Source organism: Plantactinospora veratri (assembly GCF_036421995.1).
In the GTDB taxonomy this organism is placed as follows: domain Bacteria; phylum Actinomycetota; class Actinomycetes; order Mycobacteriales; family Micromonosporaceae; genus Plantactinospora; species Plantactinospora veratri.
Window position 1 is genome coordinate 543,398 of record NZ_JAZGQL010000008.1, and the last position, 21,425, is coordinate 564,822.

Annotated in this window: 22 protein-coding genes; 11 read left to right on the forward strand and 11 right to left on the reverse strand. The window is 71.6% G+C overall.

Annotation, left to right across the window (positions count from 1 at the left end):
• Positions 1–54 precede the first annotated feature (54 nt).
• Entirely contained in the window at positions 55–885 is an 831-nt protein-coding gene (locus V1634_RS14675; protein WP_331208340.1) for a TetR/AcrR family transcriptional regulator, read from the forward strand.
• Positions 886–1,005: 120 nt separating this feature from the next.
• Here the strand turns inward: V1634_RS14675 and V1634_RS14680 are convergent, their stop codons facing one another.
• From V1634_RS14680 to V1634_RS14695, 4 genes are all read right to left on the reverse strand, one after another.
• On the reverse strand, positions 1,006–1,365 hold the full coding sequence (locus tag V1634_RS14680; RefSeq protein ID WP_331208341.1) for an ArsR/SmtB family transcription factor: 360 nt from the start codon (positions 1,363–1,365) through the stop codon (positions 1,006–1,008).
• 2 nt (positions 1,366–1,367) lie between these two features.
• On the reverse strand, positions 1,368–1,829 hold the full coding sequence (locus V1634_RS14685) for an SRPBCC domain-containing protein (protein ID WP_331208342.1): 462 nt from the start codon (positions 1,827–1,829) through the stop codon (positions 1,368–1,370).
• A 94-nt stretch (positions 1,830–1,923) separates the two neighbouring features.
• The gene (locus V1634_RS14690) at positions 1,924–2,700 is read right to left on the reverse strand and encodes a hypothetical protein (protein ID WP_331208343.1); all 777 of its coding nucleotides are present in this window, start codon (positions 2,698–2,700) and stop codon (positions 1,924–1,926) included.
• 370 nt (positions 2,701–3,070) lie between these two features.
• Positions 3,071–4,843, reverse strand: a complete 1,773-nt coding sequence (locus tag V1634_RS14695; protein ID WP_331208344.1) for a glycoside hydrolase family 15 protein — start codon at positions 4,841–4,843, stop codon at positions 3,071–3,073.
• Positions 4,844–5,058: 215 nt separating this feature from the next.
• Here V1634_RS14695 and V1634_RS14700 point away from each other — a divergent pair, with 215 nt between their 5' ends.
• From V1634_RS14700 to V1634_RS14710, 3 genes are all read left to right on the forward strand, one after another.
• Positions 5,059–5,418: an STAS domain-containing protein gene (locus V1634_RS14700; protein ID WP_331208345.1), complete on the forward strand. Its 360-nt coding sequence runs from the start codon at positions 5,059–5,061 to the stop codon at positions 5,416–5,418.
• A gap of 125 nt (positions 5,419–5,543) precedes the next feature.
• Complete coding sequence (locus V1634_RS14705) at positions 5,544–6,524, forward strand: PfkB family carbohydrate kinase (RefSeq protein ID WP_331208346.1); 981 nt, start codon at positions 5,544–5,546, stop codon at positions 6,522–6,524.
• Positions 6,525–6,565: 41 nt separating this feature from the next.
• Positions 6,566–9,043, forward strand: a complete 2,478-nt coding sequence (locus V1634_RS14710) for a glycoside hydrolase family 65 protein (protein ID WP_331208347.1) — start codon at positions 6,566–6,568, stop codon at positions 9,041–9,043.
• A 120-nt stretch (positions 9,044–9,163) separates the two neighbouring features.
• Here V1634_RS14710 and V1634_RS14715 read toward each other — a convergent pair whose 3' ends face one another.
• From V1634_RS14715 to V1634_RS14740, 6 genes are all read right to left on the reverse strand, one after another.
• Positions 9,164–9,469, reverse strand: coding sequence for a hypothetical protein (locus tag V1634_RS14715; protein ID WP_331208348.1), 306 nt, complete (start codon positions 9,467–9,469; stop codon positions 9,164–9,166).
• 61 nt (positions 9,470–9,530) lie between these two features.
• Positions 9,531–10,490 (reverse strand): TIGR03557 family F420-dependent LLM class oxidoreductase, encoded by a 960-nt coding sequence (locus V1634_RS14720; RefSeq protein ID WP_331208349.1) that lies wholly within the window; start codon positions 10,488–10,490, stop codon positions 9,531–9,533.
• A 270-nt stretch (positions 10,491–10,760) separates the two neighbouring features.
• A complete protein-coding gene (locus tag V1634_RS14725; protein WP_331208350.1) occupies positions 10,761–11,177 on the reverse strand; it encodes a CBS domain-containing protein in 417 nt (138 codons plus the stop codon).
• Positions 11,178–11,292: 115 nt separating this feature from the next.
• Positions 11,293–12,228 carry a carbohydrate ABC transporter permease gene (locus V1634_RS14730; protein ID WP_331208351.1) on the reverse strand — a complete coding sequence of 312 codons (936 nt, stop codon included), beginning with the start codon at positions 12,226–12,228 and terminating at the stop codon, positions 11,293–11,295.
• Entirely contained in the window at positions 12,225–13,199 is a 975-nt protein-coding gene (locus V1634_RS14735; RefSeq protein ID WP_331208352.1) for a carbohydrate ABC transporter permease, read from the reverse strand. Before V1634_RS14735 ends, V1634_RS14730 begins: the two co-directional genes overlap by 4 nt.
• A 7-nt stretch (positions 13,200–13,206) precedes the next feature.
• Positions 13,207–14,550, reverse strand: a complete 1,344-nt coding sequence (locus V1634_RS14740; protein WP_331208353.1) for an extracellular solute-binding protein — start codon at positions 14,548–14,550, stop codon at positions 13,207–13,209.
• A 290-nt stretch (positions 14,551–14,840) separates the two neighbouring features.
• Between V1634_RS14740 and V1634_RS14745 the strand changes: the two genes are divergently transcribed.
• The 5 genes from V1634_RS14745 to V1634_RS14765 all read left to right on the forward strand — a co-directional run bounded on the left by V1634_RS14745 (position 14,841) and on the right by V1634_RS14765 (position 19,069).
• On the forward strand, positions 14,841–16,025 hold the full coding sequence (locus V1634_RS14745; RefSeq protein ID WP_331208354.1) for a zinc-dependent alcohol dehydrogenase: 1,185 nt from the start codon (positions 14,841–14,843) through the stop codon (positions 16,023–16,025).
• 172 nt (positions 16,026–16,197) lie between these two features.
• The gene (locus tag V1634_RS14750; RefSeq protein WP_331208355.1) at positions 16,198–16,998 is read left to right on the forward strand and encodes an SDR family NAD(P)-dependent oxidoreductase; all 801 of its coding nucleotides are present in this window, start codon (positions 16,198–16,200) and stop codon (positions 16,996–16,998) included.
• Between the two features lie 357 nt (positions 16,999–17,355).
• Positions 17,356–17,943 carry a hypothetical protein gene (locus V1634_RS14755; RefSeq protein WP_331208356.1) on the forward strand — a complete coding sequence of 196 codons (588 nt, stop codon included), beginning with the start codon at positions 17,356–17,358 and terminating at the stop codon, positions 17,941–17,943.
• Positions 17,940–18,383, forward strand: coding sequence for a phage holin family protein (locus V1634_RS14760; RefSeq protein ID WP_331208357.1), 444 nt, complete (start codon positions 17,940–17,942; stop codon positions 18,381–18,383). The genes V1634_RS14755 and V1634_RS14760 overlap by 4 nt, the downstream gene beginning before the upstream one ends.
• Positions 18,380–19,069 (forward strand): DUF3618 domain-containing protein, encoded by a 690-nt coding sequence (locus tag V1634_RS14765; RefSeq protein WP_331208358.1) that lies wholly within the window; start codon positions 18,380–18,382, stop codon positions 19,067–19,069. The genes V1634_RS14760 and V1634_RS14765 overlap by 4 nt, the downstream gene beginning before the upstream one ends.
• Before the next feature lie 75 nt (positions 19,070–19,144).
• On the opposite strand, the gene V1634_RS14770 is transcribed toward V1634_RS14765, so the two are convergent.
• Positions 19,145–20,122, reverse strand: coding sequence for a DNA topoisomerase IB (locus tag V1634_RS14770; RefSeq protein WP_331208359.1), 978 nt, complete (start codon positions 20,120–20,122; stop codon positions 19,145–19,147).
• Positions 20,123–20,294: 172 nt separating this feature from the next.
• On the opposite strand from V1634_RS14770, the gene V1634_RS14775 reads away from it, so the two are divergent.
• On the forward strand, positions 20,295–20,522 hold the full coding sequence (locus V1634_RS14775; RefSeq protein ID WP_331208360.1) for a DUF2188 domain-containing protein: 228 nt from the start codon (positions 20,295–20,297) through the stop codon (positions 20,520–20,522).
• Between the two features lie 154 nt (positions 20,523–20,676).
• Positions 20,677–21,408: a DUF6766 family protein gene (locus V1634_RS14780; RefSeq protein ID WP_331208361.1), complete on the forward strand. Its 732-nt coding sequence runs from the start codon at positions 20,677–20,679 to the stop codon at positions 21,406–21,408.
• The last annotated feature ends 17 nt before the right edge of the window (positions 21,409–21,425 follow it).

Sequence of the window (21,425 nt, forward strand, 5' to 3'; positions counted from 1 at the left end):
GAGATTAGCGTACGCCGTACCCAGATCACAACCGACTTGTAGGATGACCGCACCATGACGAGCGAGCTCAGCCCCACGGAGCAGTTGCGACGCAGCATCGATCTGCTCTGGGGCGGCACCGAGCGCCCCGCCCGTGGACCGAAACCGACACTGACCCTGGACCGGATCGTCGACGCGGCGATCGCCGTCGCCGACCGGGACGGCACCGCCGCCATCTCCATGCGGCGGGTGGCCGGCGAACTCGGGGTCGGTGCGATGACCCTCTACCGGTACGTCCCCGGCAAGGCGGAACTCCTCGCGCTGATGCTGGACAGGGTCAGCGGTCCGGGCGACGAGGCGGTTCGGGCCGCCGACAAGGGCTGGCGGGAACTGTTGACGGCGGTGGCCCACGACTCGTACCGACTGCACCTGGCGCACCCCTGGCTACTACAGGTCAACTGGACCCGCCCGGTGATGGGCCCGAACAGTCTCGCCGGGGCCGAGATCGTCGTCGCCGCGCTGGCCGACCTCGGTCTCACCAGCCAGGAGCGGATCAGTGTGATGATCACCCTCGACGGCTTCGTCACCGGCTACGCCCGGCATCGGATCCTCTACGACGCGGCGGCCGAGGAGAGCGGTGTCAGCGACGAGGAGTTCTGGAGCCAGCATCTGCCGGTGCTGGAGCGCGCCATGACGTCCGGCAACTACCCGGCGATGGCCGCACTCGCCGAGGACGCCTTCGACGCCGGTTGGGACGAGACCTTCGAATTCGGCCTGAGCTGCCTGCTCGACGGCTTCGCCGCGCTCTTCGCCACCCGCCGCTCGAACCCGCCGGCCGGTATGACCGGGACCGATGCCCCGGGGGCCAGCTTCGGGGAGACGGCTCCGTCCGCCGGTTGCCCGTGACGTCCTCGGGCGACGCGACCGCAGGATCGGCATCGCCATCACACCCTGACTCCGGTGGCCCGGGGCTCGTGGTGTACCGAGCCCCGGGCCACGGTGAGTGGGTCGCCTCCGCGTTCCCGGCTACCGTCTCTGCTTCCGGGTGCCGTGCTCCGCGTCCCTGCCGCGCTGGATCGTCTCGGCGATGCGCTTGATGCGCTGGAGCCGGGAGTCCCAGGCGGCACCGACGTCGGCGAGCTGGGCGACGGCGCGGGCGAGTTGATCCTGATCGACGCGGAACTGCTTCTCGCGGCCGGCGGCCGTGCCGTGTACCAGGCCGACCCGGTGCAGGACGACGAGGTGCTTCGCCACCGCCTGCCGGGTCACCGGCAGCCGCTCGCTCAGGCTGGTCGCCGTACCGCCGTCTTCGCTCAGCAGCAGGTCGAGCATCCGGCGCCGGGTCGGATCGCCGACCGCCGACCAGAGGTCGTCGTCGACCGTCACGCCTACGCCCCCGCCCCGACCTTCGCCGCGTACGTCGGCAGGCGCGGCAGGTAGAAGTCCCAGCCGGTGACGTGCGCGGAGTATTCCGCGACGACCTTGGCCTCGTCCCAGCCGCGCTCGCGGAAGCCGCTCTCGGTCATCCGCAGCAGGGTCCCGGTCCCGGCGGGTTCCAGCTCGAAGACGACCAGGAAGGAGTTGCCCGGACCGGCCGCCTCGCCCGCACCGTGCGTCCACCGGAAGGAGAAGAGCCGCGACGGCACGGCGTCGACAACGGTGAACTGCTCCCAGGTGCCGTCCTGCGACACGTCCCCGAAGCCGATCCGCCCTGCTCCCCCGGGCACGGCCGGGAACTCCGCCTCGTCCGGCCACCATCCGCGCAGATGCTCCGGACTGCTCACCACGTCGAAGACGACCTCGGGCGAAGCCTCGATGTGGATCTCTCGTTCGATCGTTCCCAGTTCCATGCTCGCCACCCTCTCGCAACGTTTGGTTGCACGTCAGGTTAGTGCACCCACCGGGAATGCGCAACCATTGGTTGCGGGTTCGGCGCCCGCCGGCTCAGCCGCCCGGCCGTGGCACCCACTGGTCGCCGAGGGCATCGTGCAGGAACAGCAGCACCGCGCCGACCAGGATCGCGGCGAAGATGCCGAGACCGAACCCGAGCGCGCCACGGTCCCGCGGTTCGCCGCCGCCGAGCATGCCAACCGGTGCCGTCGACCGCGACCACGGGCGGTCCCGGGCCAACCAGAACAGCACCCCGAGGCCGTACGGTGCGATCGCCACCAGCCAGAACCAGAACCACCGGGTGCCGTGTACCGGGGCGGGACCGGCGACGACGACACCGAGGAAGACGGCGGCGAGGACCAGACCCAACCCGGCGACGGCGACGGCTCCCAGCGGGTGGACGTCGCCGGCTCGGTGTTCCAGGCCGGCCGCCCGGAGGTGCTGGGCGATCCCGACGGCGCCCGGTCCGGAGTAGCCCGCAGGCTCGACGGCCCCGCTGACGATCACCTGATCGAACGTCCCGGTGTCGGTCCAGTGCACCCGACCGTCGGGGGTTCGCCACACGAACAGCGGGCCCAGGGTGCCGGAGGCATGCAGGCTGGGAGCGTCGAACCACGGCAGGGGATCGACATCCCACCCGTCACCCCACTGGTACGCGCTCACCCGGCCGGCGAGCACGTCCGCCCTCGCCCGGTCGTAGCTCTGCTCCCGGGGTGCCAGCCACCAGGCCGTGCCCGCCGCGAGCAGCCACAACAGGACCAGAGCGAGCCGCAGCAGGCCCCACCACCGCAAGGTCGGCCCGGCCGACACCACCGACGCGTTCTGCCTCATGGACACATCGTCCCAGCACCCGGGCCGGGACGAGTGCCACCGCTCGGCGTCGGGTACCAGACTCTCCGACCGGGGGCATCGGAGGGAGTGACCGCATGAGCAGGATACCCAGGGCCGTCCAATGGCTGCTCCTGACGGCAATGACGTGCGCGTTCGTGGGCCAGGTCCTAACTGGATTCAACCGTCCCGTCAACGTCGTCGTGGCATGGTTGTCGGGCGTCCTCGCCCTCTGGTGCGCCGCCAGCCTGTACGTCGGACGCCGGGACCGTCCCACCCGGTGAACGGCCCGCCGGAACCGACGACGTACCGTCGCTGTGGACCCGGCGGGCCGGAGGTACCGCGAGATTCAGAGCCGGAGGTACCGCGAGGTTCAGAGGAAGCCGGGTGTGGTGAGCCGCCAGGCTGCTCCGATGAGGCCGACATGTGACAGCGCCAGCGGGGTGTTGCCGAGGTGCGCGCCGGTGCGCGGATCGATCTGCTCGGCGAAGAGTCCGAGATCGTTGGCGCGGGCGGCGGTGCGTTCGAACAGCGCGACGGCGCGCTCGGTCTCGCCCGCCATCGCCAGGCATTCGACCAACCAGAACGTACATGCCACGAAGCCGGCCGGATCGTCCGGCCAGCGCCGGACCAGACCCTCGGTACTGAGGTCCGTCGCGATGGCCTCGATCGTGGCCCGCATCCTCGGATCGGTGGCCGCCACCATCCCCGAGCCCGGCAGGACCAGGACGGAGGCGTCCAGCTCCGCCGAGCCGATCACCCCGGTGTAGGCGCCGACCCGCTCGTTCCAGCCGTCCCGCAGTACCGTGCTCCGGATCTCGTCGCGGACGGCGGCCCACCGCTCGGGGTCGGCACGCGGGCCAAGGAGCGGGGCGAGCTTCACCGCGCTGTCCAGCGCACCCCAGCACAGCGCCTTGGACGCCAGGTAGTGCCGTCCAGGACCGCGTTCCTCCCACATGCCGGCATCCGGTTCCCGCCAGTGTGTGGCCTGCTCGGCCAGGCCAACCAGCAGCGCCTTGGACTCCTCCGACAGGTCACCGAGCGCGTCGCGGAGCAGGTACGCGCTGAGCAGTACCCCGGGTACGTCGTGCTGCCGCTGCCGCCAGGCGTCGTTGCCGACCCGGACCGGTCGGCTGTCGGCGTACCCGCGCAGGTGGTCGAGGGAGTACTCGGACAGGTCCCGCTCGCCGGTCACCCCGTACATGATCGGCACCGGCTCGTCACCCGTACGCCCCGCCGAACGGGCCGCCCAGCCGAAGAGTCGCCCCGTCTCCTCCGGACACGTGGTCACCCACAGCGCCCGCATGGTCAGGAAGAAGTCCCGCAGCCAGGCGTACCGGTAGTCGTAGTTGTCGGCACCACCGAGCCGCTCCGGCAACGACGTGGTGACGGCCGCGACCACCGCCCCGCTGGGCCGGTAGGTCAGGCCCTGCACCACCAACGAACTGCGCCGCACCAGCTCCGGATAGCGGCCGTGGTAGGGGTGCAGGTCCCGGATCACCCGCCACGCCTCGACGGTCTCCGCGAGCGCCGACACCGGCTCCAGGTGCCGGGGCGGCGGCCCGTAGGGCGGCGCGGAGACCAGGTCGAAGCCGAGCACCTGACCGGCGACCACGTCGAACTCGGCGTACGCCCGGCCGTGTGCACACGCCAGCGGCACGGGGCTGCGCAGGGCCAGGGTCAACGGACCGGCTTCGGCCAACACCTCGTCCCCGCGACAGTGCAGGTACGGAACGACCAGCCCGTACTCCGGCCGTGGCACGTACTCGCACCGCATCCGTACCCTGCCGGTCAGTCCCTCGACGACCCGGGCCAGCAGCATCGGGGAGTTCTGCCCGAGTTCGTGCCCGCGCGCCCCGGGCTCCGCCACCAGACCCTCGGTGACCGCGACGTCACCACCGACGGTGTGATGGACGGTCCGCAACACCAGCGAGTCGTCGAGGTAGCCCCGCTCCGCCTGCCCGCCCACCCCGTCCGCCGGGCAGAGCCGCCAGTGGCCGGCATCCGGATCCAGCAGCCGCCCGAACACCGACGGCGCGTCGAACCGGCCCGGGCACCACCAGTCGACCGAGCCGTCCCGACTGACCAGCGCCGCCGAGGCGCAGTCGGACAGCAAACCGTAATCGGCGATCGCCGCCTCGGACATTCCGCGCGACTACCCGATTTCGCCCCGGTTAGTGGTCCCGGCGGAGGACCCGGCCCGGGGGCGCGTCCTGCCCGTTCGCCACCGTGATCGGGCCGTCACCACCGCCATGACCGGGCACGGGTGTCGATCGGGCATAGTGGGTTCGGATCGGGGTCGACGGGGAACCAAGCGCCGACCTGCGCGTCACCGGTCCCGGCAGGTGTCATTATGATGCGATGACGGACGGAAGGTGGGAGATGTCCCCGGATCTCGAATCCACCGCCGCCGAGCTGTCCTTGACGGTGGTACGCGACGGCGCCGAGGTCCGGGTGGCAGCCGACGGCGAAATCGACATGAGCACCGCCGACAGCCTACGGGACTGTCTGGACGAGCTGCTGGACCAGAAGCCGGAGAAGGTCGTGGTCGACCTGGCCGGCGTCACCTTCCTGGATTCCAGCGGCATCGCCACCCTGGTCCGCGCGTACAACCGGGCGCTCAACCAGGGTGCCGGGCTGAACGTGGTGAACTGCCAGGCGAACGTCCGCCGGGTCCTGGAGCTGACCGGCCTGCTCTCCGTCATGACCGAGGGCACCTGAGCCGGCTCACGGGCCGGTCCCCAGGCTCGGCCCCCTCCCTCGGATGTGGAGTCGCACCTCCGGGTGCTGCCGTTCAGGTTCGTCCGGTCGAGTAGCCCGGGCCGGTTCTGGGTAGCTGGACGTCCGTGAGCGCTATCCCGCAGGTTCTGGTGGTCGGACAGTTGGCCCGCGACCTCGTACTGGTGGTCGACCGGATGCCCCCGGCCGGCAACGCCGCCGACGTCCGGTGCCGGCGCGAGCTGCTCGGCGGGAAGGGCGCCAACCAGGCGGTCGCGCTGGCCCAGCTCGGCGCGCGTCCGATCCTGCTCGCCGTGGCCGGCGACGACCGGGTCGGTGACGATCTGCTGGCGCAGGCGCGTCGGGACGGTGTCGACGTGTCGCAGGTACGGCGCCGGGTCGGGGCCCGCACGGGGCTGATCGTGGAGGCGCTGGACGCCGACGGTGGCTGGCGCTACCTGCAACACCTGCCCGACGAGATGTTGCTGACCGAGGCGGACGTACTGGCGGCCACCGAGGCGTTCGCCGCCGACGCCGTACTCGTGCAGCTCCAGCAGCCACCGCAGACGGCGCTGGCAGCGGCGCGGCTCGCCCGGGAGGCGGGCCGGCTGCTCGTCCTCGACGGGGCCCCGGCCGACGACCGGCACCGCCGGCCGCTGCTGGCCGCCGCCGACGTGCTGCGGGCCGACGACCGGGAGACCGGGCTGTTGACCGGCGTCTCCGCCGACGACCCGGCGCAGGTCCGCGCCGCCGCCGAGCAGCTACTGCACGCCGGCCCCGGTCTGGTCGTGCTCGGCCTCGGGCCGGCGGGAAACCTCTTCGTCTGGGCGGACCGTCGCTGGGGCCAGGGACATCTGCTGGTGCCGCTCACCGAGGAGCGGGTCGTGGACACCACCGGCGCGGGAGACGCCCTGACCGCCGCCCTCACCGTGGCACTGCTCCGCGGTGATCCACCGCCGGACGCGGCCCGGTATGCGGTGGCCGCCGCCGGAGCCAGCGTCGGGCATCCGGGAGGCCGCCCGGCGCTCGACGGCAGCACGCTGCGGAAGCGGCTGGCGGGGCTCGACCCGGAGCCAGGCGAGGACTCGCGGATCGGCGGGCCGGCGTGACCGTCGACACCGGCCCCGCCAGCGGAAGACGGCACCCGACGATGCCGGTACCACGCGCCAGGACCGGCCGTCCGGAGCCCGGCGAGCCGACCTGGGAAATCCGCGAGGAGGGCCTCGGCCACCGTGCCCTGGCCGACCTGGAGTCCGTCTTCGCGCTGGCCAACGGCCGGCTCGGGGTACGCGGCACGCTCGAGGAGGGCGGCGTCAGCGGCAACCCCGGCACCTACCTCAACTCGTGCTTCGAGGAGTACGACCTCAGCTACCCGGAGAACGGCTACGCCTTCCCGGAACAGAACCAGGTGCTGGTCGGGGTGCCGGAGGGAACCCGGTTCCGGCTCTTCGTCGACGGCCAGCCGGTCGAGCCGACGGCCGACGGCACGCACCGGCACGAACGCGTCCTCGACCTGCGCGCCGGCATCCTCCGGCGGTCGTTCGGCTGGACCGCCGGGTCCGGTGCGGCGGTGGAGGTGCGCAGTACCCGGCTGGTCTCGTTCGTCCACCCCGGGGTGCTGGCGATCCGGTACGAGGTCGCCGCCACCGACCGACCGGTCCGGATCCGGCTGCACTCGGAACTGCGGGCCAACCCGGCCCTGCCCGAACGGGACAGCGACGACCCGAGGGCCCCGAACGTCCTCGAACGCCCGCTGCTGTCGCAGCGGCACACCGCCGACGGTCTCGGCGGTCTCCTGGCCCACCAGACCCGGCGCAGCGGCCAGCGGATCGTCGCCACCGTCACGCACCTGCTCGACGGGCCGCCGCGAGCCGAGGCCGACGTCGACACCGGCCCGGATCTGGTGCGGGTCGCCGTCGAGGCCGAACTCGCGCCGGGGCAGCGGCTCCGGGTCACCAAACTCGTCGGGTACGCCTCGTCCGGGCAGCGGCCCCTCGACGAGCTGATCGCGGAGGCGACCACGGCACTCGCGGAGGCGAACCGACGTGGCTGGGCGGGACTCCGCGCCGACCAGCGGGGCTATCTCGACCGGTTCTGGGACGACGCGGACGTGGTCGTCGATGGCGACCCGCAGCTTCAGCAGGCCGTACGGTTCGGGCTGTTCCACGTGCTACAGGCCAGCGCCCGGGCGGGACAGCGTCCGTTGCCGGCCAAGGGGCTGACCGGCAACGGCTACGACGGCCACACCATGTGGGACGCCGAGACGTTCGTGCTACCGGTACTCAGCTACCTGCGGCCGGAGGCGGTCGAGGCGACGCTGCGCTGGCGGCACGCCACCCTCGACCGGGCCCGGCAGCGGGCCGGCGAACTGCGGCTGGCCGGGGCGGCCTTTCCGTGGCGGACCATCGACGGCCGGGAGTGTTCGGGATACTGGCCGGCCGGGAGCGCCGCCCTGCACGTCAACGCCGACATCGCCGCGGCGGTGCTGCGGTACGTCGCCGCCACCGACGACCTCACGTTCCTGCACGACGCCGGGCTGGAGCTGCTGGTCGAGACGGCCCGGCTCTGGAACCGGGTGGGCCACTTCGACGACGCGGGCGGATTCCACATCGACGGCGTGACCGGGCCGGACGAGTACACCGCGCTCGGCAACGACAACCTGTTCACCAACGTGATGGCCCGGCACAACCTGCTCGGGGCCGTCGCCGCCGCCGGCCGGCTGCCGGAGCGGGCCCGGCAGCTCGGCGTCGCGCAGGCGGAGCTGTCCGCCTGGCGGAGGGCGGCCGAGGCGATGCACCTGCCGTACGACGCCGGACGGGGGGTGCACCAGCAGTGTGCCGGGTTCACCGCGCTACAGGAGTGGGACTTCGCCGGCACCCGATCCGACGAGTACCCGCTGTTGCTGCACTACCCCTACCTGGAGCTGTACCGGCGGCAGGTGATCAAGCAGGCCGACGTCGTACTCGCGATGCAGCACTGCGCCGAGCTGTTCACGCGAGAGCAGAAGGCCCGCAACTTCGACTACTACCACCGGCGTACCGTCGGCGACTCGTCGCTGTCGGCCAGCGCGCACGCGATCCTCGCCGCCGAACTGGGGCACCTGGAACTCGGCTACGCCCATCTCGCCGACTCGGCCTTGCAGGACCTGCACGACTTCCCGGAGCAGAGCCGCGACGGTCTGCACATCGCCGCGCTCGCCGGCGTCTGGCTGGCGCTGGTGACGGGCTTCGGCGGGCTCCGTGACCAGGGCGACGAACTCGCGTTCGCGCCCCGGCTGCCGGCGGCGCTGACCCGGTTGGAGTTCTCGCTGCGCTGGCGGGGTTGTCGGCTCCGGGTCACCGTGACCGGTGACTCGGCGACGTACCTGCTGCGGGACGGGACCGACGAGGCGGGGATCCGGCTGCGGCACCATGGCACGCCGCTGCGCCTGCGGCCGGGTCGGTCCCGCCGCCTGCCGTTGCCGGCACTGTCCGACCCCGGCCCGGAACCCCCCGCACCGCCGGGCCGGGCTCCCCGACGCCGCACGGCCGGGCAGCCGGTGACCGCCACCCGGCCGGCCGGGTCGGACGCGGACGAGGCCGCGCCGCCGCCGGCCCGGCCCGGTCCGACGGCTCCGGCAGCCGGGTGACGCCGCTGCCGACGGCCGGTCGGGCACGCGAACGCCGCCCGGGGCCGCCGGTTGCCGGGCGGTTGCCGGCGGCGGGCCCCGGACGGCGCCGGGAAAACGTTACGACCGGGACGGGGAACGTTACGACCGGGACCCGGACAGGTCACCCGGGCCGGTAGCCAGTTCGGTGGCCTGGCCGGCGGCCAGCGGGGACGCCACCCGGTCCCGGGCGTTCTCTGAACCCGAACTCCCGCCGTCCGGCGCCACCTCCCCGTCGTAGTTGTAGACCCGGTACGTGCCGTCGCCGACTTCTCTGGTCGCCGTCGTCCGGATGTACCGGTGGATCAGTCCGTCAATCTCCAGCTCGATCAGCCCGGCGTCGCCGGCCGCGACGAGGCTCTCGTCTCGCGGGCCGCCGATCAGGATCGAGTCGTCATGTGTCGTCATGACTGCCCACTACCCAGCGTCGGAGCTGTTCACTCACCCCTTGCCCGGCCTGGTCGCCGGTTCAGCCGTTACCGCCGAGGGCCGGCAGGACGTGCTTGGCGTAGAGCGCGAAGAGTCCCTGGTAGTGCGGTCCGGTGTTGGCCACGTAGACCTCGTCGAAGCCGGCCTGGGCGTATCTGCCGATCATCTCCAGGTGGGCTTCCGGGTCGTCACCGCAGACGAACGCCTGCTTCACCTGGTCCTGGGTCACCAGTTGGGCGGCCTGTTCGAAGTGCCGGGGCGAGGGCAGCACCTGAGACAACTCGCCCGGCACTCCGGCGTTGGGCCAGCGTTCGTACGCGATCCTCGCGCCCTCCTCGACGCTGCTGGCGTACGCCGCCTTGAAGCCGGCCTGGCACGGTTTGTCGCCTCCGCCGTTGGCCCGGAACCGGCTGACCAGCTCTCCGTCCGGGCTGACGCTGATGTAGCCGTCGCCGATCCTGGCGGCGAGGTCGACGGCCTTCGGCCCGAAGCCGGAGATGTAGATCGGCGGCGGGGTCTCCGGCCGGGTGTAGATCCGGGCGTTCTCGACCCGGTAGTGCTTGCCCTGGTGGTCCACGAACCCGCCCTGCCACAGTTCGCGGATCACCTCGACGGCCTCCTCCAGCATCTCCAGCCTGGTGGCGGCGTTCGGCCAGGCGTCGCCGAAGATGTGCTCGTTGAGCGCCTCGCCGGTGCCGACACCGAGCACGAACCGGCCGGAGTGCAGCACCGCGGTGGTCGCCGCGGCCTGGGCGATCACCGCCGGGTGGATCCGGACCGTGGGACAGGTGACGGCGGTGGTGACCGGCAGCGAGCAGACCTGGCTCAGCGCGCCGAGCATCGACCAGACGAACCCGCTCTGCCCCTGCGCGTCCACCCAGGGGTGGTAGTGGTCGGAGATCCAGAGTCCCTGGAAACCCGCCGCCTCCGCCCCGCGTGCCTGCTCCAGCAGTTCGGCCGGGGTGTACTCCTCACTGGACAGGAAGTAGCCGATGCGCATGCCGTCCTCCTCGAATAGGGGTGCCCTCGCCCTACCCGGATCGTCGGAGAATCAGTCATCGCGACCGGATCGTCGGCACCGGGCGGAGTACCGGGGCGACGGTCCGGACGCCAGACGGTGCGGACGCCAGACGGTGCGGACGCCAGACGGTGCGGACGCCAGACGGTGCGGACGCCAATGGGCTCGACGGCGCCGGTACCGTCGAGCCCGGGTTCGGGGCGGGCGGCCGGCTCGGCGGAGGTGCCGTCCACCCGGTGTGGTGCGTTCGGGTCAGCCCTGCGAGATGGCGTCGACCAGGTCACCGACGGGACGGTCCGGCAGCGCCCGTGCGACGTCGGCCACCGCGACCACCCCGACCAGGTCGTGCCCGTCGATCACCGGCAGCCGGCGCACCTGGTGGCTGCCCATGGTGCGGAGGATCTCCTCGGCGTCGTCGTCCGCTCCGATGGTCACCGGCTTGCCCTGGGCGAGTTCTCCCGCCGTCACGCTGCCGGGATCACGCCCCTGGGCGAGTACCTTGACGACGATGTCACGGTCGGTGAGCATGCCCTTCAGCCGGTTGTCACTGCCACAGATCGGCATCGAGCCGACACCGAGTTCCGACATCCGGCGGGCGGCCGTCAACATGTCGTCATTCTCGCCGACACAGGTGGGATTCGGCGTCATGATCTCGCGTGCGGTTGTCATAACAGATCACCTCTTCTTGGGACGGGCTTGCGGTCCTCCTACCCAGAAGCTGCGGATTCGATGCGGGTCGTCGCATCGGCGACGGGCGATCCGGCACAGCCGCGCCGGCCGGTGGTCACCCCTTGCGGCCGGTGGTGGCGATGCCCTCGACGAAGTGCCGTTGGGCCAGGAAGAACAGAATGATCATCGGTACGGTGGCGATGACGCTGCCGGCGAGGACGATCTCCCACTGTTGTTCGCCGCCGTACCCGAACCGGTCCAGCAGTACCTTCAGTCCCCGGGGCAGGGTGTACAGCTCCTCGTCGCGCAGATAGATCAACGGCTTGATCAGGTCGGTCCAGCTCGCCTTGAACTCGAAGACGAACGCCACCAGCAGCGCGGGCCGGATCAACGGGAACGCCAGTCGCCAGAAGAGCTGCGGATAGCTGGCCCCGTCGACCCGGGCCGCCTCGAAGTACTCCCTGGGCAGCGAGAGCAGGAACTGCCGGATCAGGAAGATGTAGAACGCCGACCCGAAGAGGTTGCCGGCCCAGAGCGGCACCTGGGTGCCGGTGAGGCGCAGTTCCGACCAGATCAGGTACGTCGGGATCATGGTGACCGCGAACGGCAGCATCATGGTGGCGAGGACCAGACCGAACAGCAGGTTCCGGCCGGGGAACCGGAAGTAGGCGAAGCCGAACGCGATCCAGGCACTGGAGACGGTGACCGCCGCCGCGGCGGCGACTCCGACCACCAGGCTGTTGAACAGCCAACTCAGCAGCGGTATCGCCGACCATGCCTCCGAGTAGTTCTCCGGGGCGAAGGGCAGCGGCAGGAGCCCGGCGGAGAAGATGTACTCGCGCGGGCGCAACGAGGCGGTGACGAGCCAGGCGAACGGGAGCAGGAAGAGCAGCGCCGCGCCGACCAGCGCGAGGACGAACGGCAGCCGGCGCCACCAGGAACGGGCGGTCGCCCGCTCCGGCGCCGCCCCGGCCCGACCGGGGGACAGCGCTCCCCCGTGGGCCGGCGGTACGACGAGGGCGTCGCCGGCCCGGGTCGCGGTCTCGGTCATCGGTCCCGCCCCTCGTAGTAGACGAACCGCCGGGAGAGCCGTACCTGCACTGCCGTGATGGCGAGGATCACCAGGAAGAGCAGCCAGGCCATCGCCGAGGCGTAGCCCATGTGCAGGAACTGGAACGCCTCCTGGAAGAGCCGGATCACGTAGAACGTCGCCGCATCGGAGTTGAACGCCTTCTGCGTCTCCCGGTTCCCGAAGTACATCGTGTAGACCTCGGTGAACATCTGGATCGAGGCGATCGTGTTCACGACGAGGGTGAAGAAGAGCGACCCCGAGATCATCGGTACGGTCACGTGCCGGAAGCGCGCCCAGGCTCCGGCTCCGTCGATGTCCGCCGCCTCGTACAGGTCGCGCGGCACGTTCTGCAACGCGGCGAGGTAGATCACCACGGTCGAACCGAGGCTCCAGAGGCTCATCAGGACGATTCCCGGCATCACCCAGTCCGGGTCGGTGGTCCAGGCCGGGCCGTCGACGCCGACGGCCGCCAGGCCCCGGTTGACGAGACCGTCCTGGGTGTTGAGCAGCAGCAGGAACAGCACCCCGATCGCCACCGCCGGAGTCATCACCGGCAGGTAGAAGACGGTACGGAAGAAGCCCTGCAACCGGCCGACCCGCAGCAGCAGCATCGCCAGGCCGAGCGAGACCGCCATCGTGAGCGGCACGTGCAGCACGGTGTAGTAGAGCGTGTTGGTGAGGCTGCGCAGCACCGTCGGGTCTTCGGCGATCCGCCGGTAGCTGTCCAGCCCGGTCCAGGTCGGCGCGCTGACCACGTCGTACTCGGTCAGGCTGAGCCAGAGGCTGGCCAGCATCGGGCCGGCCTGGAAGACCAGGAGGCCGACCAGCCAGGGCGCGATGAAGACGTACGCCCAGCGCATCTCGTGGCGGGCCAGCGGCTTCATCCGGCGGCGCCGGCGGGGCCCGGCGGCCCGGTCGGCCGCCGGGACCTCGACGGTGGTGGTCGCCATCGTCGGTCTACTTCGCGGCCCGGTCCAGCGCGGCGGTCGCCTCGGACTGCGCCCGGCGCAGCGCCTCGGCCGGGTCGCTCTGCCCCGACAGCACCCGGTTGACCGCGTCCATCCACGCCTTGTCGAACTCCGCGCCGGCCCGGGACGCCGGAACGGTGAAGGCGTGCTCCTGCACGGAGAGGATGGTCTGTACGGCGCTGTCGAACCGGGGATTGCCGCTGGGGCGGTAGATCTCCGACATGATCCGGCGATCCGCCTCCGCGTTGCCGGTGTAGAGGCCGGTGAAGGGCGCCCCGCTCGCCTGCCGGGCGGTGACCCGCGCCTTCGCCGCCGCCACCCAGGTCTCGGTCGCGGTCATCTGCTTGGCGAACTCGCAGGCCGCGTCGGGATTCTTCGCGCCCTTCGGGATCGCCCAGCTCTGGCCGGTGACCAGGGTGAGCGGCTTGCCCTGCCGGTCGACGAAGGGCTTGACGACCAGTTGCGCGTCCGGGGTGTTCTTGGCCACCTGGTTGAGGAACCAGTCCTCCATCGGCCAGACCCCGAGCTGGTGCCGGGCCAGCGGGCTGTCCGCGCCGAAGAAGTCGAAGGTGTCTCGGAAGCCCTTGAACCTGTCCCAGCCGGCCTGCCGCTGGAGCAACCCGTACGTGGTCTGCAGCGCTTCCAGCACCTTGGGGTCGTCGAGCCGGGCGGTCCGCCCGTCGGCGGAGAGCAGGTCGGCTCCGTTGGCCTTGGCCCAGAGCGGCAGGAACTCGGGGATCTTCGGGTCGATGCCGATCCGGGTGAGACGGCCGTTCGAGACCCCGGCGAGCCGGTCGGTCAGGGCCGGCAGCCCGGCCCAGTTCGCCAGGTCGACCTGGTCGGGGGTGAGGCCGGCCTGCCGGAGTACGGCCTCGTCCAGGTAGACGACGCGGACGCTGTAGAACTCGGGGATGCCGTAGAGGACACCGTCCAGGGTGGCCTGCTGGCGGGCCACCGGCCGGTACTGGTCGAGGTCGATGCCGTGCTCGCGCACGCAGTCGGTGAGCGGGGTGACCGCGCCCCGGGTGGCGTAGGTGCCGATCAGCTTCCGGTCCAGATAGACCAGATCCGGCGGGTTGCCGTCGGCGACCGCCGAGAGGAACTGCTGCTCGTCGAAACCACCCTCGGTGATCTCCACAGTGATCTCCGGGTGTGCCTGCTTGAAGGCGTCGACCCGGCTGGTGGCGATCTCGTCCGAGAGGCTGAAGCCGAGGGTGGTGAGCCGGCCGGACCCGCCGGTGCCGCCGTCGTCACCGGTGCCGCCCACCCCGCCGCAACCGGTGACGCCGAGCAGCAGCGCCAACGTCGCCGCCAGGCCCGGGTATCTGCGCATGACGCCCCCTCCCCCGCGTTCCCGGCCGACCCGGGCAACGCGGCGGGTGACTACTTCCACCGGGCCGTCCCGTTGAAACGCTCGACCGGTTCCTCCCGCGTGATCTGCACCATCTCCCGTCGGCGGGGGCGCGGCGGGCACGACCACCGGGTGACTCTCCGCGACCTGGGGCGTGACCCTGCGGAGTAGGTTCGGCGTCAGGTGTCACCTGGGACGGCGACGCGGGTTGGCGCATCGGGCACTCGGGTAGCACTTCCGCCATCCCCAACTGTCGACGGGAGGCGGACACGGTGAAGGCGTTGACCTGGCAGGGCAAGCGTGACGTGCGGGTGACGGAGGTGCCGGACCCACGGATCGAGGAACCGACCGACGCGGTCATCCGGGTCACCTCGACCGCCATCTGCGGCTCCGACCTGCACCTCTACGAGGTGCTCGGCGCCTACCTGGAACCGGGCGACATCCTGGGCCACGAGACGATGGGCATCGTCGAGGAGGTCGGCTCGGCGGTGGACCGGCTCCGTCCCGGTGACCGGGTGGTCGTGCCCTTCAACATCTCCTGTGGCTCGTGTTGGATGTGCGAGCGCCAGCTCTACGCCCAGTGCGAGACGACCCAGGTCCGGTCCGAGGGCAAGGGCGCGGCGCTGTTCGGCTACACCTCCCTCTACGGCTCGGTGCCGGGCGGCCAGGCGGAGTACCTGCGGGTCCCGCACGCGCAGTTCGGGCCGGTCAAGGTGCCGGCGACCGGTGCGGACGAGCGCTACCTCTACCTCTCCGACATCCTGCCCACCGCGTGGCAGGCGGTGCGGTACGCCGACGTACCGCCGGGCGGCACGCTCGCCGTCTTCGGTCTCGGGCCGGTCGGGCAGTTCTGCGCCCGGGTCGGCCGCCATCTCGGCGCCGCCCGGGTCATCGGGCTCGACCTCGTGCCGGAGCGGCTGGCGATGGCCCGGCGGCACGGCGTGGAAACGGTGGACGTCAGCGATCTCGACGACGTGCCGGGCGCCCTCATCGACCTGGTCGACGGCCGGGGGCCGGACGCGGTGATCGACGCGGTCGGGATGGAGTCGCACGGCTCCCCGTGGGGCAGGCTCGCCCAGACCACGGTCGGCATGCTGCCGGACGCGGTGGCGCGGTCGATGACGGACCGGTTCGGAGTGGACCGGCTCAGCGTCCTGCACGCCGCGGTCAAGTCGGTACGCCGGGGCGGCACCGTCTCCCTCTCCGGCGTCTACGGTGGGGAACTCGACCCGATGCCGCTGATGGAGATGTTCGACCGCGGCGTCCAACTGCGGATGGGACAGGCACACGTACGCCGCTGGACCGACGAGATCATGCCGCTGCTGGCCGGGGAGGACGATCCGCTCGGCGTGCAGGACCTGCGTACCCATCGGCTGCCGTTGGATCGGGCGGCCGAGGGCTACGAGATGTTCCAGAAGAAGACGGACGGCTGCATCAAGGTGGTGCTGACCCCGTAGCGACGTCGACGCCGGCCCCGCAGCGACGCCGGTCCCGCGCCCGTGCGGTACGGGTAACGGTTTAGCGCGGGGCCGGCGGGGCATCATCCGACCCGACAGACTCGCGGCGGGCTCCGCGGCCGGCGCCGAGCGTCGCGGCGGACCGTTTCTCAGACCATCAGGGAGCACCGACATGACCGACACCTCCGGCCGGCCGCTCGCCCTGGTCACCGGCGCATCCACCGGCATCGGCTACGAGTTGGCGAAGGAGTTCGCCCGGCACGGCTTCGACCTGGTCGTCGTCGCCGAGGACGACCGCATCCGCGAGGCCGCCCGGGACGTCGAGGCGCTCGGCGTCACCGTCGAGCCCGTACAGGCGGACCTGGCGACGCCCGACGGCGTCCAGCAGGCGTACGACCGGGTCCTCGCGACGGGTCGCCCCCTCGACGCCCTGGTGATCAACGCCGGTATCGGCGTCAACGGCAGGTTCGCCGAGACGGACCTCGCCGACGAACTGCGGCTGATCGACCTCAACGTACGGTCGGCGGTGCACCTGGCCAAGCTCGGGATACCGCAGATGGTCGCCCGGGGCACCGGTCGGGTCATGTTCACCTCGTCGATCGCCGCCACCCAGCCCGGGCCCTTCGAGGCCGGGTACGCCGCCTCCAAGGCGTTCCTGCTCTCGTTCTCGGAGGCGCTGCGCAACGAACTGGAGGATTCGGGGGTCACCGTGACCGCGCTGATGCCGGGGGCGACCGAAACCGAGTTCTTCGACCGTGCCGACATGCGCGACACCAGGCTCGGTGCCGGCCCGAAGGACGACGCGGCCGAGGTGGCCCGGCACGGGTTCGAGGCCATGATGGCGGGCAAGGACCACGTCGTCGCCGGTTCGGTGCACAACCGGCTGCTCGCCGGCGCGGCCAAGCTGCTCCCCGAGCGGGTCAAGGCGGAGTTGCACTCCCGGCTCTCCCGGCCCGGGTCGGCGGGCGACTGAGCCGCCCGGCCGAACCAACCCCCGACTGAGCCCCCGACCGAACCGGACGGGCCACTGGGCGGGCCGGGCGGCACCGGTCCGCAACTTTCACCCCCACACCGCCGTCCACCACCCGGTTCGGGACAGAAGGGCCGACCGGTGCGATCCCGTCGACTATCACCGTCGCCCCTGGTCAGGGGGCGCGAAAGGTCGGTAGCAGTCGGTATATCAGCCGATCAGCGGGGTAACCGGCCGCCGACACCGCGGGCGAAGCTGGGGGCGGATATGACACAGCACAGTAATGCCGACCCGGCCGGTGACGGTCACCGGTCGAAGACCCAGGTTGCGCGGCATGGCGCCACCGAGACCGGACAGCGGTTGGCACAGACCGGAGGCGGTCTGGCGCACAATGCCGCCGATAGGGGCCGGGACGTCGCCGCCGAGGCGGGACGGCAGGCCAACGAGCTGATGGGGCAGGCGTCGGCCCAGCTCAAAGAGCAGGCCAGCGCCCAGCAGCATCGCGCGGCGTCCGGTCTGCGGGCGCTCGGCGACGAGCTGCAGGCGATGTCCGAACGCAGCGAACAGCAGGGGGTCGGCAAGGACCTGGTCCGGCACGCGGCCGACCGGGTCCAGCGGGCGGCCCAGTGGCTCGACCAGCGTGAGCCCGGGATGGTACTCAACGACGTGCGCGACTACGCCCGCCGCAACCCGGGACTCTTCCTGGCCGGGGCCGCCGTCGCCGGTGTGCTCGCCGGCCGGCTGACCCGGACCCGGGACGCGTTGCAGGGTGGCGGCGGAACCGAGCCCCATCCGGACGGACGGCGGGCCGAGGCCGGCCATCCCGACGCGGCAACACTCGGACAGCCGTCCGGGATGACCGGTCCGCCGCAGGCCGGGCCGCCGCACGGCAACCCGGAAGTCGGCCAGCGCGGCGGGGACGGACGAGCCAGCGAGGTACGGCGGTGAGCGTCTCGGCGGGTGGTCTCGGCGCGGACCGGGAGCAGGACCCCACCCGCGCCTCGATCGGCGAGCTGCTCGGCGCCGTCACCCGCGACACGTCGACCCTGGTCCGCCAGGAGATCCAGTTGGCGAAGCTGGAGCTGCGGCAGGAGGCGCGCACCGCCGGCCGGGTCGCCGGGATGTTCGGCGGCGCCGCGCTGGGCGCGCTGATGGTGCTGCTGTTCCTGTCGTACGCCCTCTGGTGGGGGTTGTCGAACGTGATGGACCAGGGCTGGGCGGCTCTGGTCGTCGCGGGAGTGTGGGCGGTGATCGCCGCCGTTCTCGTCGGGGTGGCCAGGCGCCAGGCGCGCAGTCTCCGGCCGCTGCCGCAGACGTCCGAGTCGATCCGGCGGATGCCTTCCGCCATGCGTGACGGGACACACCATCGATCGGGGGGACAAGGATGAGTACGGACCCAGGCTCGATCCGAGCCGACGCCGACCGCACCCAGGATCGCCTGGGCGAGAACCTGAGCGCGCTCGGCGACCGGATGAACCCGCGCAACATCGGCGACCGGGTGAACCCGCGCAACATGGCGCACCACCAGGCCAGCCGGGCCCGAAACGCCTGGCAGCGGATCCGGGACTCCGTGATGGGTACCGCCGAGCATGCCCGCCAGGACGTGGCCGGCGCGGTCGACCGGACCCGGGAGGGTGCCCAGCAGGCCCGCGGCGGAATGCAGCGGGCCCGTGAGACGTCGCAGGCCGGGATCTCCTCGGCCGGTCACCGGATCCAGGAGCTGGGACAGCAGACCCGGAAGATGCCGGAGGGGCACCCGCTGGCCGCCGGTCTCGTCGCGTTCGGGCTCGGGGTGCTCGCCTCCGCGCTGCTGCCGGCGAGTTCGCCGGAACGGCGGGCGGTCGGCCGGATCCGCGACGAGGTCGCCGAGCATTCCGACCAGATCAAGCAGCAGGCCAGCGGCATCGCCCAGCAGGCACAGCAGAACCTGCGCGGGCCGGCCCAACACGCCGTCGAGTCGGTCCGTTCTCGCGCCGGCCAGCACGCGGGCGAGATGCGGGATCAGGCGCGCTCCTCGGCGGAGGATCTGCGCGGGCAGACCCAGGAGACGATGGGCGAGGTACGGCGGCGCTGACCGCGTCGGCGTACTCCACGCCGGACATCCGGTCGGCCGGGCAGCGGGACGCCCGGCCATTCCGGGGTGGTGGAGTCAGTCGCCGAGCAGGGCCAGCACCGCCTGCTCGGCCGACTGGCCGGACGTTCCCGCCAGGGGTCCGAGCCGACCGTCCCGGTAGAGGTCGAGCAGCCGGGGGTCGACGTACGAGGCCCGGGCCACCGCCGGGGTGTTGCCGAGCAGGTCGGCCACCTCCCGCATCACCCCGGCCACCACCCGCCGCCGCTTCGCCTCGGAGTTGCGCGGTCCGGCCGCACAGAGCCGGGTGGCCGCGAGTACGGTGGCGTGCCAGGTACGGAAGTCCTTCGCCGTCATGTCGGTACCGCTGGCCTCGCGGAGGTAGTCGTTGACGTCCTCGGCGCGTACGTCCCACCAGCGCCGCCGCTCCCAGTAGCCGAAGAGCCGCTCCCGGCCCCGGCGCCGCCGCCGCAGGCTGCGGAGCACCTGGCAGACCTCGGGATCGGTCACCCGTCGGCTCTGCTCCACTCCGCCCTTGGCCGGGAACTCCAGCACGACGCAGCCGCCGGCCCCCCGGGCGTGCTCCGGGCGCAGTGTGGCGACACCGAAGGTCGGCGCCTCCCCGGCGGCGTACTGGTCGCTACCGACCCGGAACATTCCCAGGTCGAGCAGGCGGGCGATGGTGGCCAGCACCCGGCCCCGGGTCAGGCCGCGCTCGCGCAGATCGTGGTCGACCTGCTTGCGGAGCTGGCCGAGGTGTCCGGCGACCTCCAGGACGTGCGCGAACTTCTCGCGGTCCCGCCGCTCCCGCCACACCGGGTGGTAGAGGTACTGCTTGCGGCCGGCCTCGTCGATCCCGGTGGCCTGGATGTGCCCCCGAGGGTCAGGCGAGATCCACACCTCCCGCCAGGCTGGCGGGATGGCCAGGCCACGTAGCCGGCGGAGCTGCGCCGGGTCGGTGATGGCCCGTCCGCCGGAGTCGAGAAACGTCACCCCGCGTCCCCGTCGGCGGCGGCCGTAACCGGGCGCGCCCAGGTCAGCGCGACGCAACTTCATGGTTCACCATCGCTGCCATGCCGGCTGTTCTACCCCCGGCCCGGCTCGGGCACTCCAGGTCTTCGCCGGACCGCCGACACCAGCGGCGATCCCATCCACCAAAATGGATTTCCGGTTACCTCTGCGGTCTCCTGGGTAGCTCCTATGACGAGAAGCAGACAGGAGGCGCAGAATGCCCGACCGGGCGCAATACCACGTGATCCCCGAAATCAACTGCTGGAAGGTGGAACGCGACTCGTCCGTCGTCGGCCGATACGGCAGCAAGGAAAGCGCGATCGTCGCCGGTCGCAAGGTGGCCCGGGCGAATCGGCCGAGCCGACTCGTCGTACACCGGCCCTTCGGTCAGATCGAAATGGTGCACACCTACCAGCACGACCCCGTTCCGCTGCCCGGGTGCTGATTCCGCCCGCCCGCCGCCGGGCAACCCCCTCCCGTTCATTCGGCTACGACACGCCGTGACCAGGTTTTCCGCGAACCAGGGCCGGGAAGCATCGCCCGGGCAGGAGGGATTTCCTGATCCGGGAAGAGCACCTCCTCCGAAAGGAGGTATCGGCATGGGACAGCAGACCATCACACCAGGTCGGGCCGGAGCGCGTCGCACCGCCGACCCGCAGCCGGCGCACCGGCTCCGTCGCTGGCTGCGGGACAACGCGCTGGCCGTGACGATGTTCGGCGCGTTCCTGTTCTTCCTCGTGCTACAGAGCTTCTTCGGCTGGCAGACCCGCAACGACGAGCTGATCCAGGCCGGTGCGCGGCCGGAGGGCTATCTCGGCTACCTCGGTACGGGGCACTTCGCCGAAGCGGTGTTCGAGAACTGGGAATCGGAGTTCCTCCAGATGGGCGCGTACGTGCTACTCACGGTCTATCTGGTGCAGCGCGGTTCCGCCGAGTCCAAGCCCGATCCCGACCAGGACCGGCCCGGCGACAACCCGACGAAGGCGAAGTCGAACTCCCCCTGGCCGGTACGTGCCGGTGGCCTGTTGCTGGCGCTCTACCGCAACAGCCTCTCCATCGCGCTCTTCCTGCTCTTCGGCGCCTCCTTCGTGCTGCACCTGCTCGGCGGGACCGCCGAGTACAACGAACAGCAGATGCTCGACTCCGGTGCGCCGCCAATCACGGCGTGGCAGTTCCTCGGCAGCAGCGAGTTCTGGTTCCAGTCGATGCAGAACTGGCAGAGCGAGTTCCTCGCCGTCGGCACACTGATAGTGCTCAGTATCTTCCTCCGCCAGCACGGTTCACCGGAGTCGAAGCCGGTCAACACCCCGCACCACGAAACCGGGGCGTGACAGCCGGCGGTCCGATC

Excerpts from the sequence above, each read along its gene's own strand:
- V1634_RS14675 (WP_331208340.1), top strand. The coding sequence starts at position 55 with ATGACGAGCGAGCTCAGCCCCACGGAGCAGTTGCGACGCAGCATCGAT.
- V1634_RS14685 (WP_331208342.1), bottom strand. The coding sequence starts at position 1,829 with ATGGAACTGGGAACGATCGAACGAGAGATCCACATCGAGGCTTCGCCC.
- V1634_RS14700 (WP_331208345.1), top strand. The coding sequence starts at position 5,059 with ATGACGGACGGAAGGTGGGAGATGTCCCCGGATCTCGAATCCACCGCC.
- V1634_RS14740 (WP_331208353.1), bottom strand. The coding sequence starts at position 14,550 with ATGCGCAGATACCCGGGCCTGGCGGCGACGTTGGCGCTGCTGCTCGGC.
- V1634_RS14710 (WP_331208347.1), top strand. The coding sequence starts at position 6,566 with ATGCCGGTACCACGCGCCAGGACCGGCCGTCCGGAGCCCGGCGAGCCG.
- V1634_RS14730 (WP_331208351.1), bottom strand. The coding sequence starts at position 12,228 with ATGACCGAGACCGCGACCCGGGCCGGCGACGCCCTCGTCGTACCGCCG.
- V1634_RS14780 (WP_331208361.1), top strand. The coding sequence starts at position 20,677 with ATGGGACAGCAGACCATCACACCAGGTCGGGCCGGAGCGCGTCGCACC.
- V1634_RS14770 (WP_331208359.1), bottom strand. The coding sequence starts at position 20,122 with ATGAAGTTGCGTCGCGCTGACCTGGGCGCGCCCGGTTACGGCCGCCGC.
- V1634_RS14695 (WP_331208344.1), bottom strand. The coding sequence starts at position 4,843 with ATGTCCGAGGCGGCGATCGCCGATTACGGTTTGCTGTCCGACTGCGCC.
- V1634_RS14715 (WP_331208348.1), bottom strand. The coding sequence starts at position 9,469 with ATGACGACACATGACGACTCGATCCTGATCGGCGGCCCGCGAGACGAG.
- V1634_RS14775 (WP_331208360.1), top strand. The coding sequence starts at position 20,295 with ATGCCCGACCGGGCGCAATACCACGTGATCCCCGAAATCAACTGCTGG.
- V1634_RS14765 (WP_331208358.1), top strand. The coding sequence starts at position 18,380 with ATGAGTACGGACCCAGGCTCGATCCGAGCCGACGCCGACCGCACCCAG.
- V1634_RS14725 (WP_331208350.1), bottom strand. The coding sequence starts at position 11,177 with ATGACAACCGCACGCGAGATCATGACGCCGAATCCCACCTGTGTCGGC.
- V1634_RS14720 (WP_331208349.1), bottom strand. The coding sequence starts at position 10,490 with ATGCGCATCGGCTACTTCCTGTCCAGTGAGGAGTACACCCCGGCCGAA.
- V1634_RS14750 (WP_331208355.1), top strand. The coding sequence starts at position 16,198 with ATGACCGACACCTCCGGCCGGCCGCTCGCCCTGGTCACCGGCGCATCC.
- V1634_RS14735 (WP_331208352.1), bottom strand. The coding sequence starts at position 13,199 with ATGGCGACCACCACCGTCGAGGTCCCGGCGGCCGACCGGGCCGCCGGG.
- V1634_RS14690 (WP_331208343.1), bottom strand. The coding sequence starts at position 2,700 with ATGAGGCAGAACGCGTCGGTGGTGTCGGCCGGGCCGACCTTGCGGTGG.